Source organism: Diaphorobacter sp. HDW4A (assembly GCF_011305995.1).
GTDB lineage: Bacteria > Pseudomonadota > Gammaproteobacteria > Burkholderiales > Burkholderiaceae_C > Diaphorobacter_A.
In genome coordinates this window covers 2231437-2245996 of sequence record NZ_CP049910.1, presented here as the reverse complement: position 1 = coordinate 2245996, position 14560 = coordinate 2231437, and the positions used below count along the sequence as shown (strand labels likewise).

Genomic DNA, 14560 nt, shown 5'->3' with positions numbered 1-14560 from the left:
CCTATTCCCCTGTCAATGCGGCCACCGGATCGAGCCGCGCAGCCGTGCGCGCCGGTATGTATCCGAACACGAGTCCGGTTGCCACCGCACACCCGAACGCGCCCAGCATGGCCGAGACCGAAAACACCACGGGCACGTTCGTCAGAATCAACACCGCGCCGATCAGCAATCCCACTGCCACGCCCACTGTCCCGCCCACAAGCGTGACGAGCACCGCCTCGGTCATGAATTGGCGCAGGATGTCGCGCTGGCGCGCGCCCGTCGCCACGCGGATACCGATTTCGCGCGTGCGTTCTTTCACGGTCATCAGCATCACATTCATCACGCCGATCCCGCCAACGACCAGTGACACGGCTGCAATCAAACCCAGCATCACGCTCATGCTGCGCCGCGTGGCCATTTCGGCCTGAATGCGTGCAGCCGCGTTGCCGATGGCGAAGTCCTCACGCCCATGCCGCGCGATCAGCAGCTTGCGGATGGCGTCCTCGGCCTCATTGACCATCTCGGATGACACCGCCTGCATCACTACATAGTCGGGCTGCGTCTGCGTCTGATAGACGCGCGCGCGGCCAGCGCGATACGGGATGAAAACCATGTCGTCGTAGTCCTGCGCACCGGAGTCCGCGCCGCGCTCGGACATCACGCCGATCACTTCGAACGGCGAAGCGCCGATCAGCAGCTGACGGCCCAGCGGATCAGGCGTGTCCGGAAAGAAATGCAGCCGCGCCTTGTGCCCCAGCACCACCAGCGGCGCGAGCGCGCGGTCTTCGGCATCGGTGTAGAAGCGACCCAGCCCCACGGGCCAGTGGTGGACTGCAGGCATCTGTTCGCTCGCGGCAAACACATAGATCTCTTTGTCCATGCGTCCATAGCGCACCGTGGTCGGATCACCGATGACGGGGAGCACATAGCGCATCTCGGGCAGCTCACGCACCGCCTGCAGGTCCGCCTCCGTCAGCTCGCCCGACGGCCCTCCGGTGCTCGGCGGTCGGCTGCCCATATAGAGAATCGCCGTGCCCATCGTGCCCATGCGCTCTAGCACCTGCCGCCGCGCGCCCTCGCCGATGGCAAGCATCACGATCACCGAGGCCACGCCGATGACGATGCCCAGCAGCGTGAGCCCAGTACGCACGCGGTTGAGCCGCATGCCGCGCCACGCAGTACGCGCCGATTCGCGCAGGTCGTTCCACAGCGTGTTGGCCGCTGCATGCGGTGCCTGCGCGGGATCGATTTGCAGCGGCGCAGTGCGGATGGGAATGAGGGCACGGTGATCGGTATTGTCGGCAAGAATGTTGCCGTCGCGGATTTCCACCACGCGCCGCGCCTGCTTCGCCACCTGATGGTCATGGGTGATCAAGATGATGGTGTGACCCGCATTGGCCAGCTCGTGCAGCAGCGCCATCACCTGTTCGCCGCTCTTGCTGTCAAGCGCACCCGTGGGCTCATCGGCGAGGATGATGCGCCCGCCGTTCATCAGTGCCCGCGCAATTGAAACGCGTTGCTGCTGCCCACCCGAAAGCTGATTGGGGCGCAGCTCGGCCTTGTCGCCAATGCCGAGGCGCAAAAGCAGTTTGGCTGCGCGATCCGCGCGCACCTTCTCGGGCATGCCTGCGTAGAGCGCCGGAACCTGAACGTTCTCGCTGGCCGATTCGGTGGGGATCAGGTGATAGCCCTGGAACACGAAGCCGAAGGCCTCGCGCCGCAGCCACGCCAACTCGTCGGAATCGAGCGTCGAGACGTCATGTCCGGCAAAGCGGTAGCGGCCTGCACTTGCGCGGTCCAGACAACCGAGAATGTGCATCAGCGTCGATTTGCCCGAGCCCGACTGACCGACGATGGCGACGAACTCGCCCGCATGAATCTTCAGGTCAATCCCGTGCAGCACGTCCACCTCGGGTTGCCCCCCCGTGCCGCCGTAGCTTCGGCGAATGCCTTGCAGTTCGATCAGCGCGGGAAGAGTTTCCGCCTGCGCGCTCACCATTGCAGCCACCGCAGTCCGCCGCCCGTCTTGGCCTCGGAGGTGATGAGCCGGTCGCCCTCGCCCAAGCCCCGCAGCACCTCGACCTGATGGCGGCTGCGCGCGCCAAGACGCAGGTTGCGGCTCTGTGGATTGCCATCGGCATCGAGCACGCGCGCGGTCGTGGACTCACCGTTCAACGCAAGCGCCGACAACGGCGCGATCACCGCGTTTGCGGCGCGCGCAGAGATGAACACCACCTGCGCCGTCATCTGTGGCATGAGTTCGCCATCAGCGTTGTCCACATCGAACAGCGCGGTGTAGGTGACCGCCTTGCTCGCCATCGCGGGCTTGGCCGCCGCACCCACCTGAGCCTTGGCGACCTGCGGTGCGGGCAGCACCTGGCGCACCTTGCCCTGCCAGCGGCGTGCCTTGTCGCCCTCGTCCGCACCGCCAAGCGTGGTGAAGTAGACGGGCAGTCCGGGGCGCACGCGCCGCACGTCGGCTTCCGACACCTCGGTCCACACAGTCATGCCGGAAAGGTCGGCAATGCGCATCATGTCGGGCGTCTGATAGGTGGCATTGAGCGTCTGCCCCTCGCGTGCGTCCACGGACACCACCGTGCCTGCCATCGGCGCATAAATGCGGGTATAGCCGAGCCGAGCCTCGTCGGCCTTGAGCGTGGCCTGCGTCTGATCGATCTGCGCCTTGAACTGGTCGATGCGCGCACCAGCCTGCGCGTGGTTGGCCTCCGCTGTCTGCAGATCTTCGAGGCGCGTGGCCTCGTCGGCCGTCAGTTGGCGCTGGCGCGCTAGCTGCTGAGTGGCGAGGCGCTGCTGTGCCTGTTGCTCGGCGAGTTGCGCGCGCAGATTGGCCAGCTGCGCGCGGCCGGCATCCACCGTCGCGCGTTGCACGCTGGGGTCGATCTCGACCAGCAAATCGCCCTTCTTCACCACCGCACCTGGCGTCACCGCCAGACGCGTGATCTGCCCCGACACCTGTGCACCGACATCCACATAGCGCAGCGGCTGCAGCGTACCGATGGCCGTCACCGTCGCCTCGATATCACCGCGCTTGACCGTCTCCGTCGTGTAGACGATGCGCTCGCGCGTGTTCCACCAGAGCGCCGCAACAGATGCCGCCGCCGCCAGCACTCCACCGAGCAGCAGAATACGTCCGCGAGCCTTGTTCATCGCCCTACTCCACGGAACGCGCGCCGGCGCTCCAGCAAACTATTCATTGAAATCATCATCTACCTTGGCCACTCAAAGCCGCGCCAGCGACGCGAGTGCCGCCAGCAAGACCAGCACCACTGCCCGCACCGCCCAGCGTGCATGCGCGCTGATGCCCGCCACGGCCAGCAATGCACCTGCGGACACGAAACCGAGCCAGGCTACGCAACCCACGGTACCGCCCCAGAGCTGAACGCACGGCAGCAACGACAGCAGCAACAAAAGCACGCCCGCAATGCGCAGCCATCGGGCGCGCGTGGGCGGCACGGAGCGCTGCCCCGTCCACTGTTCGTAATGGCGGTCCATCGCCAAGGCCAGTGCGGTCATCGCGCCAAGCGTGAGTGCCAGCGTCAGCATTCCTGCGTACAACATGGTCATGGATTCACCTCGGTCGGCACACGGTTTGTAGCTGGCGCGCGGCTCACCGCCAGCCCCGACTGCCAGCGCAGCGCGGCGAGAGCCAGCAGCCCGGTTGCAACTACTACCATCTCCACGCCCGCGCTTTCCCAGTCGCCATGCAGCATCTGACTGAACAGAAACGCCCCGGTCGTGATCGCATTGAGCACCGGCAGCAGCAGGCACAGCAAGGCGAGCGCGGCCAGTTGCTCCTTCCACGCTGAACGCGGCGGGCGGCACAGCGCATGCACCAGCGACAGGGCCCAGAGCGCAAAGAACACGCCTAGCTCCCAATCGCCGCGGTGCGCAATGCCCAGCGGCACCAGTCGGTTGCCCCAGAGGTAGCCCACGCAGGCCAGAGTCAGCCCGGCAATCGCCGCCACGTTCAGCCCTTCGATCAAGCGGTAGACGCGCACCGTCGCCGAACCAAATTCGCCGAGATGCTTGTGGCGACGTTTGACCATGAAGAGGATCGCACCCGTGGCCATCATCACGGCACCCATGAGCCCGCAGATGAAGTACAGCCATTGGAGCGCCCACCCGCCAAAGCGCACCATGTGCAGACCGCCCATCACCGATTGCGCGAGCGTCGCCGTGCCGCCGTCCGCGCCGCCGGGTTGGCGTACCTGCAGCACCTCGCCGGTCGCGGCAGAGAACATCGCCATGCCGCTGTTCGGACCGATGCGCCGCAGCGTGCTTTCCTCGTCGTTCCACCCGTAGACGCCGATGCGTGCCGATGCGTCGCCGGGATGGTCGATCACCACTGCCCGCACCGGCTGGCCCATGAGCTGCTGGCCGCGCAGCACAAAGGATTCAAGCTCGGGAACCGCCATGAACTGGCCGCTGACTGCAGGCTTGCCTGGTTCGTTGAGCTCGGTGGAGAAACGTTCCCGGTCCGCGTTCTGCACGCCATAGTGCGCCACCACGCCTGCCGGCATGAAGGTGAGCGCCGAGATCGCAAGGCCGGTGTAGGCGATCATGAATTGGAAGGGTAGCGTGAGCACCGCCACCACGTTGTGAGCGTCGAGCCAACTGCGCTGCCCCTTTCTCGGGCGAAAGGTGAAGAAGTCTTTGAAGATGCGCCTGTGCGTGATCACCCCGCTCACCAGCGCCACCAGCATCGCAAGCGCCGCGATTCCGACGATCCACAGGCCCACCGTGCCCGCATGCAGCTCATAGTGGAAGGTCACGAAGTGATGCCCGCCCTGCGTGCCGCGCACCGGCGGCGCCTTGCTGACCTCGATAGGCTTGCCGTCGGCTGTGCTGAGCTGCGCGGCCGCATATTGCTTGTTGGCGTCGAACCAGAAAACGCGCAGTTCACCCGCTCCCTGCGCATCAGCGGGCCAGAGCTCCCACATCGAAGCGGTGAGATGGTGTTCGCGCATGTAGTCCACACCCCAGGCCAAGCGCTGCGAGAGCGAGGCCACGGGCTGCGGTTTGCTGTGCTCGGCCGCTTCCTCGGCATGGTGCTCGGGCGTCATCCAGTGGGTGATCGGATCCTCGAAAACCGCCAGTGTGCCCGTGAGGAACACCGCAAACAGCAGCCACGAGAACCACAGCCCGCACCAGGTGTGCAGCCATGCATGGGCTTGTCTGAAGCCACCGCTGCCAGCGCCGTTCACGGTGCTCTTGGCGGACTTTTCGTGCTGGTCGCTCATCTCACCCCCGCCAGTGCATGAGCACGAATGCGGCCACCGCCAACATCGCGGACGGCACCACAATGCCCAACCACATGCGCGACAGCGCAACCGGCGAAAACGCCCAGATAGCTGCCGCCACATGGATTGCAAAGCTGAATTGCATGCCCACGAGCACTGCCTCCGCCTTAGGTGTGGACAGTGCACCGCAGAACACGACCCACGCACTTGCCAGCAAATAGCCGCCCAGCACAGCCGCCAGCAGGCGCTGAACGAACGGCGCGGCGCGCCGCGTAATCCTGCCTGCATTCATGGGGTGATGATCTCCATCTCAAGCCACCGCGCACGATCAGAAATTGCCTTGCAGCGTGAAGAGCACTGCGCGCTTCTCGCCGTAGAAGTTGCCGTAACCGGCATATCCCACGGTGCTGTAGTACGTTTTGTCGAACAGGTTGGTGACGTTCATCGCCACGCTCCAGTCCTTGTTGATCTCATAGCCCACGCGCGCGGACCAGATGGCGTAGCCCGGGGCATTGAACTGGTAGGCCGTCCATGCGCCGTCGTACTGACCGGATTCCGGGTTGTAGGCATTGATGCCAGACTTGCGGAAGGTGCCGCTTTGCATGGTCACGCCCGCACCCGCGCTGAAGCCGCGCAGATCACCGGCAAAGCGGTAGTTGCCCCAGGCCTTGAACAAATGGCGCGGCGTGATGGTCGCAAAGCGCGCATCGTCGGCGCGCTTGTCCACGTTGTCGTTGAAGGTGTAGCCCGCAGCCAACTGGAACTGGGGCGTGACCTGGCCGGTCAGTTCCAGATCGATGCCCTTACTGAGCTGGTAGCCATCGCGAAACCAGCAGCAGCCGCCACGCCATTCGGTGCTCGGGTAGGCGGGATCCATGGCCGCAGCGCCCTTCTTCTCGGTGCGGAAGATCGCCGCGCTGGCGAGCAGGTTCTTCGTGAGTTCACCCTTCACGCCGAGTTCGTAGGTCCGACCACGCACCGGATCGAGCGGCGTGCCGGGCAGCGGCGCGGACAACTTGCCCGCCTGCGACTGGAAGATTTCGGCCGTGCTCGCGTAGATGCTGACCGACGGCATCACGTCGTACACCACACCGGCGTAGGGCACAAAGACATTGCCCTCGACGACCTTGGAGTTCAACATGCCCGATTTGTCATGCTGGGTCGAGCGGTCCTGCAGCGTGTAGCGACCGCCGAGCACCACCGCCAGATTGTCGGCCGGGCGCAGCCGCAACGAGCCATACAGGCCAGACTTCTGCGTCACCGTTTGATAGCCGTAGGCCCAGTCGCTCATCGGCCAGCCGGGATCGGACGGCGGCACGCGATTGAACACGTCGGCCGGGCCAATGCGCGGCCAGAGGCTACGGCTGACGTCGTTGGAGCGCATGGCGTCGAAGCCCGCGATCACGTCATGGCGCTGGCCGAAGGCGTCAAAGCCGCCTTGCACGTTCACGTCCAGACCGGTTTCGCGCGACTTGGTCTTGACCTGGTTGATCCACCAGTCCGCCCCCTGCCCCGTGGTCGGCGAAGGCGCGTTCTCGATCTCGGCCGCGTTGATGCCCTCGTTGAACCGCGTGTGGCGCAGCTGTGCCTTGAGCTTCCAGCCCGCTGCGAGCTGGTGGTCCAGCTTGGCGAACAGCGTGGTGTTCTCGCGGTCGATCCAGTTCCACGGCGCGCCGGTGTTGGTGTTACGCGGCAGGCCGATGTCCGAGCCATCCGCATAACGCGGCAGGCTGGAATTGAAACCCGGGTTCTTGTCGCTTTGGTAGCTCGCGCCCAGCGTGACGAAGGTCTCGGGCGCCAGATCCATCTCCACCGTGCCATACAGCAGGCGACGCTTTTGGCGCGAAGGCTCAGCCATATCGTCGCGGTTGTGCGTCACCACCACCGCGCGGCCACGCAGGCTGCCCGATTCGTTGAGCGCACCGGTCGTGTCCAGCTCCGCGCGATAGTTACTCATGGTCCCGGCGGACACCAACACGCGCGTCTTGCGCTCGGCCTGCGGACGCTTGTAGGTGAAGTTGATCACGCCACCCGCCTCGCCCGCACCAAACAGACCGTCCGGCCCGCGCAGCAACGCCACGCTGTCGAACTGCGCCATGTCCTGCGAACGCGCACCCGAGCGCACCGAGGTCGTGGCGCTACCGTCATAGCGGAAATTGGTGATGTTCAGACCGCGCGACTGATAAGCAGTGTCCAGCCAGGTTTCCTCGCGCGTCACGCCGGTCGTGTAGTTCATCACCTCATCAAGGGTACGCATCGCCTGATCGTCCATGCGCTCGCGGGTAACCACGGTGACTGACTGTGGAATCTCGCGCAGCGACTGAGCGGCCTTGCCGACCTCCACGCTCTGCGGTGTGTAGCTGCGCTTGCCTTCGCTGTAGATGCTGGGCATCGCGGCCTCGGTCACGCGCACTTCGTCAAGCGAATTCACCTGCCCCGGCACAGGCGCTGGGCGCAGACGCTCGCTCGTGGGCGTGGGCGCGCGCTGCACCGTCACGGAGGCGCCCGTGGGAACCGCCTCCAGCCCGGTCCCTGCGAGCACCTTCTGCAACGCTTCGGCCAGCGTCGTCGCGCCCTGCTGCGCCGGTGCCGTGCGGCCGGTCACCAACGATGAATCGACGGCAATCGCCACGCCCCAGGTGCGGGCCAGCGCGTTGAGCGTCTGCCCGAGCGGCTGCGTGGGCAGGCTCAATTGATGCGACACATTCATGGCCGCTTGGCCCGTTTGTGCCTGTGCGATCTGCGGCAGGCCGGCACCCGCCATCGCCACCACACAGGCCAGCATGATGGCGTGCCGTGACGATGCAGGGCGCCGCGCAGGCTCCTCCCCATTGCAGCGATGACGGGACAGGACGGATTGTTGTTCTTGCGGGCGGCTCATGAAGTGCGTTCCTTGGAGTGTTTTTCAACCTGAAGACGCACGAGCCGCCAAAACCCGGACAAATATCTTTGATCTTTTTTTGGAAGGCGTCCGACACCTTCATCGTTGTACGATGGTCACCTCACCCTGTGCCGAGCGCAGCACCTTGACGGGAAGTGATCGCGGCAATGCCTCGATGAAAGTATTTGGGTCGCGCAACCGAAAGCTGCCGGTGAGCAGCAACTGCTCTCCGCCTTCAAGCCGCAAGGGCTTCACCAGAAAGTCGTTCCAGCGCAGTACTACTTCCTTGAGCGGCGTGCGGTCAAACACCAGCCAGCCATCGCGCCACGCACCGACACTGCCCACGTCGACCTCACGTGTGCGACTGAGGCCGTCCGCGCTCACGCGCACACCTTGCCCGCCGCGCAGCAGCACATCGGGCGCACCGGCATAGCGACGCCCTTCTCCGCCACCCGCCCAGACGCCGACCGAGCCATGCGCCACCGCCACCTTCATGCGCTCCTCGCGCACATCGATGGTGAAGACGGTGCCCAGCACCCGCACCCTGCCCCAGGAGGAGTTCACGATGAATGGCCGCGTCTCGTCACGCGACACATCGAAACGCATGGCCCCCTGCTCCAGACGCACCTCGCGGCGGTCGCGGTACATCACCACCTCGGCACGGGTACGCGGCAAGAGGTCGATGTGCGTGCCGTCGGGCAGGTTGTGCGACACCACCTCGCCAAGTCCCGTTTTCAGCGCGATGGTCTGCAGCGGCTGCTGCCAGTGCCAGCGTGTCACGCAGGCCGTTGCTGCAGCCACGCCCGCCAGACCCAGCACCGACAGCACACGCCTGCGCATGCGTTGGGTGCGCTGCTGCTGCGCGGGCGGCAGAGGCAAGTCCGTGCGCAACTCGCAGGCCTCGGTCGCTCGCCAGCCTTGCAGCGCGGCAAGCGCTGCGGATTCATTCAAGGGATGCTTGCCGCGCCACTGCGCAAAGGCGTTCTCGGCATACGCCGCCGCATCGCCGCTGCCGCCATGCTGACGGGCCAGCAGGAGCAAGGCGTGCTCGAGCCGCCTGCGCGCCGTCGGCTCCTGAAACTCGCCGGGATTCATACCGCCTGCAATCCCATGCAGTCACATACCGCGCGCACCACATGCTTTTCGACGGCGGTTTCGGAAATCTCCATGTGCTCGGCGGTTTCGGCATGGCTGAAGCCGTAGACCCGCACCAACACGAAGACCTCTCGGCGCTTGCGCGGCATGACGTTGAGCCGCGCGAGCAACCGGTCGAGCTGCTGTCGCGCCTCCACCTCCTGCTGCGCCGAAGGTACATCATCCAATTGCACAAGCGAAAGCGTTTCCAGCACGGCGGTTTCCGCCTTGCGTCTGCGCGCGTCGTCGATCACGATGTTCTTGCCGGTGCGAAACAACAACGCCCGCAGGTCGTTGACCACCGCCGAGCGCGCCTGCAGCCTCAAAACCCGCGCATAACTCTCCTGTACCACGTCCCGCGCGGCATCCCGGTCATTGAGCGAGCGCGCGAAGAAGTTGACGAGTTCAGCATAGAAATGCACCTGCACGACGATTCCCAAGTGGCGACAAGGGCATGATCATACATTAATGCGAATCAATATTATTACTAGAATAGGCGATCCAATATGGGAATTGAATGGATATCGGTGCTGAGGCCGATATCCCGCGTCAATCGGTTCAGAAGTCAATCAATTCAGAAATTCGGCGCTTCCACCCCGCCATCCACCGACAGGATCTTCCCGGTGATCCAGCTCGCCGCCGGTGACGCAAGAAACAGCGCGGCCGCCGCTATGTCCTCAGGTTGGCCCATGCGCGCCATCGGTGTGCTCTTGACCATGCGGTCCTTGCGCTCGGGCGTGAGGAATGGCGCGAGGGCCTCGGTCATGATGGTGCCGGGCTCGATGGCATTGATGCGCACCGTTGGGCCAAAGTCCTGCGCGAGGTTGCGGGTGAGCTGGTTGAGTGCCGCCTTGGCGGCACCGTAGGCGCTGAAGTATTTCTGCGCGTACTTCGCCGCGACCGAGGAGATGTTGACCACCGCGCCGCCGCCAGCTTCCGCCATGAACGGCGCAGCCTTCTGGATCAGGCTGTAGGCGGGCACCACGTTGAACGCGAGCATGTCACCCAGGTTCTTGCCCGGCACCTTGCGTGGATCGTTCGGGCCACCGCCGCCGACGTTGTTGATGAGGATGGTGAGCTTGCCGAGCTCGGCGACGGTACGCGCGATCAACTGGTCGAGATCCGCATCCTTGTTCACATCACCGGGCACGGCGATTGCGCGGCGGCCCATGGCTTCGATCTGGGCCTTCACCTCGGCCAGATCGGCCTCAGTGCGCGCGAACAGCGCCACATCGGCCCCGGCCTCGGCAAGCATCAGCGCGCAGGCACGACCAATGCCCTTGCCTGCGCCGGTGACCACGGCGACCTGTCCATCGAGCGCAAATTGGCGGAATACGTCCTTCATCTTTTCATCTCCTTTGTAGTCTGGATGAGCGGTATTGAAGGGTCATATTCATGGCAAGCGCGTTTGCGCGCATCCGCCAAACGGACCAGGGATGCCGAGAATCAGGCTGTGACGGAGCCTTTCAGCATCGGCAAGAAGTGGTCGCCATACGGCGGCAACATACCCCATTCGCGGCGCGGATCGTGGCCGCCCGCGCTGTAGACCGAACGCGCATGACTGAACTGCAGAAAGCCTTCACGACCATGGTAGTGGCCCATGCCGGACGCGCCCACGCCGCCAAACGGTGCCTCGTGCAGGGCGGGATGCATGACCACGTCGTTGATCGACACGCCACCCGACAGCGTGTGGTCCAGCACCCAGTCGCGCTCGGCCACATCGGTGCCGAAGTAGTACAGCGCCAGAGGACGGTCGCCCGCGTTGATCTGCGCAACGGCGTCCTGGATGGACTCGAAGGTGCGTAGCACGACAGCCGGGCCGAAGATTTCCTGACGCGAAATTTCGGCATCAAGCGATGGATTCACCACCAGCGCGAACGGCATGCGGCGGTCGGCATTTCCAGACGCCTCGCCCACACCACCCACTTCGACCACCCGTGCGCCACGCGCCTTGGCGTCGGCCACATAGCCGCTCACGCGCGCATGGTGGCGTTCGTTGACGATGGGCGTCATGTCGCGGTTGCCGGTGACGCTCGGGTACATGCCCGCGTAGACCTCGCCGATCTTGGCGATCAGCGCCTCGAGCTGCAACGCATGCACCCAGATGGTATCGGGCGCCACGCAGAGCTGGCCGGAATTGAGCGCCTTGCCCACGGCGATGCGCTCGGCGGCGTTGGCGATGTCGGCCGATTCGCCAATGAGCACCGGCGACTTGCCGCCCAGCTCCAGCGTGACCGGCACGAGGTTCTTTGCTGCGGCCGCCATAATGGACTTGCCCACCGGAATCGAGCCGGTGAACACGAGGTGGTCCCACGCCTGTTCGGCGAACGCGGCCGAGACTGCGGCATCGCCCTGCACCACGGTGAGCACGGCGGGATCAAAGCGCTTGGCGATGGCTGCTGCCAGCACGGCAGCGGTGCGGGGGGCGATTTCGGACGGCTTGAGCACGGCGCTGTTGCCGGCTGCAAAAATACAGGCCAGCGGCGACAGCAGCGTGAAGACCGGCGCATTCCAGGTGCCGATCACGCCGATCACGCCTTTGGGCTGGTACTTCACCCAAGCCGTTGCGCCGAACATATCGAACGGCTTGACGCTCTCGCGCGGCGAGTCGCCGATCCACTCGCGGAAATGGTCGCGCGCATGTTTGAGCGAGGCGAGCGAACCCAGCACATCGTTGGCCAGTGAGAATTCCACCGGACGGCCGCCAAAGTCCTCGCCCATGGCGGCGCAGAGCTCGTCCTGGCATTCCACGAGCAGGTCGATCACCTGCTGCAGGCGCTGCTGGCGCAGGTCGGCGCTGACGGCACCCTGCGCAATGAAGGCCTTTTTCTGCGCCTGCTGCAGCTGGGCGATGGTGTCAAACGATGGGGATTGGGTCACTGTCAGGTCTCCTGAAGGGTATGAATTATCTGGCGCGAACCGTGAGGATATTGAGTACTAAGGATTTCCCTAGCGTCGTCCAAAGGGACGATGGCGCACAGTTTCGGAGCACGCACGATGCCACTCATGCCTACACCCCAACATCCCCCCGCCGTCACTTGGCGCACCCACCTCAGCCTCGCGCTGCTGGCTACGGTTTATATCTTTTCCTACATCGACCGGCAGGTAGTATCGATCCTGATTGAACCGATCAAGGCCGAATTCAACGCCACCGACACGCAGATCGGCATGCTCACCGGCCTCGCGTTCGGCCTGCTCTACGCGGCGCTCGGCATTCCCGTAGGCCGCATGGCCGACAAGCACAACCGCCGCACCATCGTCGCGATCTGCTGCGGCATCTGGAGCCTGGCCACTATAGGCTGCGGCATGGCGACGCATTACTGGCAACTGTTCATCGCCCGCATGAGCGTGGCGGTGGGCGAGGCTGGCGGCATGGCACCGTCGATCTCGATGATCGCCGACATGTACCCGCCCAAGCGCCGCTCGCTCGCGATCAGCTTCTTCATGATGGGCCCGAATCTCGGCGTGCTGCTGGGCCTGTCTATCGGCGGCCTCATCGCCCAGGCCTACGGCTGGCGCGCAGCGTTTCTCGCGTTCGGCATTCCGGGCATACTGCTGAGCCTGATCGTCTATCTGTTCGTGAAGGAGCCGGTGCGCGGCGCATTCGAGACGGCGGCGGCCCAACCGGGCGCAGCGAGCAGTGCTCCGCAAGAATCGCTGCTGCGCCAGTCACAGCGCCTGTTGACCATGAAGCCGCTGCGCAACGTGGCCATCGCCTGCGGCATTGCGGCGATCACGGGCTACGGCTATGGCGTCTGGGCACCGGCCTTCTTCATGCGCGTGCACGGCATGAGCATCGCACACGCCGGTCTGGCGTTCGGCCTCGCGAGCGGCGTAGGCGCGGTCGTGGGCGCGGTGTTTTGCGGCTGGCTGAGCGACCGCCTTTGCCAGCGCGACTCCCGCTGGCAGCTGGGACTGCCCGCGCTCGGAGCACTCATCTCTCTGCCCGCCGGCATCGCCGTGTTCCAGTGGCCGACCAACGCGTTCTGGACGCTCGGCAGCATGCAGATTCCGCACGCCATGCTGTTCGTGCTGATCTTCGCCTTCTTCGCAAGCTGGTGGCCCACGCTCTCCTACAGCGCGGTCAGCCAGATGGTGAGCCCGAGCGAACGCGGCGTGGGCGCAGCGCTGCTGAACCTGTTCGTCACTTTGCTCGGCGTGGGCTTGGGTCCGATGGTGACCGGCGCGCTCAGCGACTATTTCGCAGGCACCCATGGTGCCGATGGCCTGCGCTGGGCGCTGACCTCGGTGGTCTCGCTGATGGTCTTCACCGTGCTGTTCTTCATCCTGGCGCTCGGGCCGTATCGCCGCCGCCTCGGCGAAATGAAGCTCGCAGCAGCCTGATGAATTCCAGAAAATTCAGCCACTCGCCCTCAAGCACAAAATTCCAAGAGTTCCCGACATGACCGCTCCCGTCCTTTTCATTACCGGCGCCAGCCGGGGCATCGGGGCCGCCACGGCCATTTATTTCGCGCGTCAGGGCTGGCGCGTGGCGATCACCGCGCGCACACTGACCGAAGGCACGCAGCTCGCGCACCAGTTGCGCAACCCCGACGGCTCGCTGCTGCCGGGCAGCCTGGAATCCACCGCCGCGCAGATCCGCGAGGCTGGTGGCGACGTATTCGCCCACGCGATGGATCTGATGGACGGCGCGTCGCTCGACCGCGCGACGGACGCCGTGCTCGCGCACTACGGCCGGGTCGATCTGCTGATCAACAACGCTGTATACCAGGACCGCGAAGTCAACGCACTGCTGCCCGATCTCAGCCTCGACGCCCTCGCTCGCACCATACAAGGCAATGTCTACGCACCCTTTCAGCTCGCCCAGCGGCTCCTGCCGGGCATGCTGGCCCAAGGGGCTGGCCGCATCATCAATGTGTGTTCGGCTGCAGGGCAGTTCAACCCGCCCGTGCCCGCCGATCAGGGCGGCTGGGGGTTTGCGTATGGCGCATCGAAGGCGGCGATTGCGCGCCTTGCGGGCTGCATCAACACCGAATACAAGAAGCGCGGCATCTGCGCGTTCAGCGTGAACCCCGGCGTGGTCTCGACCGAGGCAGTGAAGGCCACGCTCGGCGACGACGGCCTGCTCGCACAGCGCTACGGCGCGTCTACGCCCGAGCAGATCGCCGCCGCGCTGTTCTGGCTGGCAACCTCCGCCGACGCCCCACCGCTCGCCAAATCGCCCGCCATGATCGACCTACAACCGCTCCACAAGGAACGCTTGGAAGCGCCCGTAAACGCAGGCGCATAAGCCATTTGCGATAGATCAATCTCGCGCCCGGCATCTCGTCCAAACAGAGTA

The 14560-nt window shown here is 64.9% G+C and carries 12 protein-coding genes; 2 read left to right on the top strand and 10 right to left on the bottom strand.

What is annotated here, in order from left to right; translation table 11 throughout:
* Position 1: 1 nt before the first annotated feature.
* From G7047_RS10115 to G7047_RS10070, 10 genes are all read right to left on the bottom strand, one after another.
* The gene (locus G7047_RS10115; RefSeq protein ID WP_166304396.1) at positions 2 to 1981 is read right to left on the bottom strand and encodes an ABC transporter permease; all 1980 of its coding nucleotides are present in this window, start codon (positions 1979 to 1981) and stop codon (positions 2 to 4) included.
* Positions 1975 to 3150, bottom strand: coding sequence for an efflux RND transporter periplasmic adaptor subunit (locus tag G7047_RS10110; protein WP_166304392.1), 1176 nt, complete (start codon positions 3148 to 3150; stop codon positions 1975 to 1977). Before G7047_RS10110 ends, G7047_RS10115 begins: the two co-directional genes overlap by 7 nt.
* Before the next feature lie 72 nt (positions 3151 to 3222).
* Positions 3223 to 3567, bottom strand: coding sequence for a DUF3325 domain-containing protein (locus G7047_RS10105; RefSeq protein WP_166304389.1), 345 nt, complete (start codon positions 3565 to 3567; stop codon positions 3223 to 3225).
* A complete protein-coding gene (locus tag G7047_RS10100) occupies positions 3564 to 5243 on the bottom strand; it encodes a PepSY domain-containing protein (protein ID WP_166304386.1) in 1680 nt (559 codons plus the stop codon). The genes G7047_RS10105 and G7047_RS10100 overlap by 4 nt, the downstream gene beginning before the upstream one ends.
* A gap of 1 nt (position 5244) precedes the next feature.
* Positions 5245 to 5535: a hypothetical protein gene (locus tag G7047_RS10095; RefSeq protein WP_166304383.1), complete on the bottom strand. Its 291-nt coding sequence runs from the start codon at positions 5533 to 5535 to the stop codon at positions 5245 to 5247.
* Between the two features lie 36 nt (positions 5536 to 5571).
* On the bottom strand, positions 5572 to 8124 hold the full coding sequence (locus G7047_RS10090; protein WP_240939433.1) for a TonB-dependent receptor: 2553 nt from the start codon (positions 8122 to 8124) through the stop codon (positions 5572 to 5574).
* A gap of 99 nt (positions 8125 to 8223) precedes the next feature.
* Positions 8224 to 9219, bottom strand: a complete 996-nt coding sequence (locus tag G7047_RS10085) for a FecR family protein (protein ID WP_166304379.1) — start codon at positions 9217 to 9219, stop codon at positions 8224 to 8226.
* Positions 9216 to 9686 (bottom strand): RNA polymerase sigma factor, encoded by a 471-nt coding sequence (locus G7047_RS10080; protein WP_166304374.1) that lies wholly within the window; start codon positions 9684 to 9686, stop codon positions 9216 to 9218. Before G7047_RS10080 ends, G7047_RS10085 begins: the two co-directional genes overlap by 4 nt.
* Positions 9687 to 9832: 146 nt before the next feature.
* Positions 9833 to 10603: a glucose 1-dehydrogenase gene (locus G7047_RS10075; RefSeq protein ID WP_166304371.1), complete on the bottom strand. Its 771-nt coding sequence runs from the start codon at positions 10601 to 10603 to the stop codon at positions 9833 to 9835.
* A gap of 101 nt (positions 10604 to 10704) precedes the next feature.
* The gene (locus G7047_RS10070) at positions 10705 to 12138 is read right to left on the bottom strand and encodes an aldehyde dehydrogenase family protein (protein ID WP_166304367.1); all 1434 of its coding nucleotides are present in this window, start codon (positions 12136 to 12138) and stop codon (positions 10705 to 10707) included.
* Between the two features lie 126 nt (positions 12139 to 12264).
* On the opposite strand from G7047_RS10070, the gene G7047_RS10065 reads away from it, so the two are divergent.
* Together G7047_RS10065 and G7047_RS10060 are read left to right on the top strand one after the other, a co-directional pair.
* Positions 12265 to 13602, top strand: coding sequence for an MFS transporter (locus G7047_RS10065; RefSeq protein ID WP_240939432.1), 1338 nt, complete (start codon positions 12265 to 12267; stop codon positions 13600 to 13602).
* Between the two features lie 58 nt (positions 13603 to 13660).
* On the top strand, positions 13661 to 14509 hold the full coding sequence (locus G7047_RS10060; RefSeq protein ID WP_166304360.1) for an SDR family NAD(P)-dependent oxidoreductase: 849 nt from the start codon (positions 13661 to 13663) through the stop codon (positions 14507 to 14509).
* Positions 14510 to 14560: the final 51 nt, after the last annotated feature.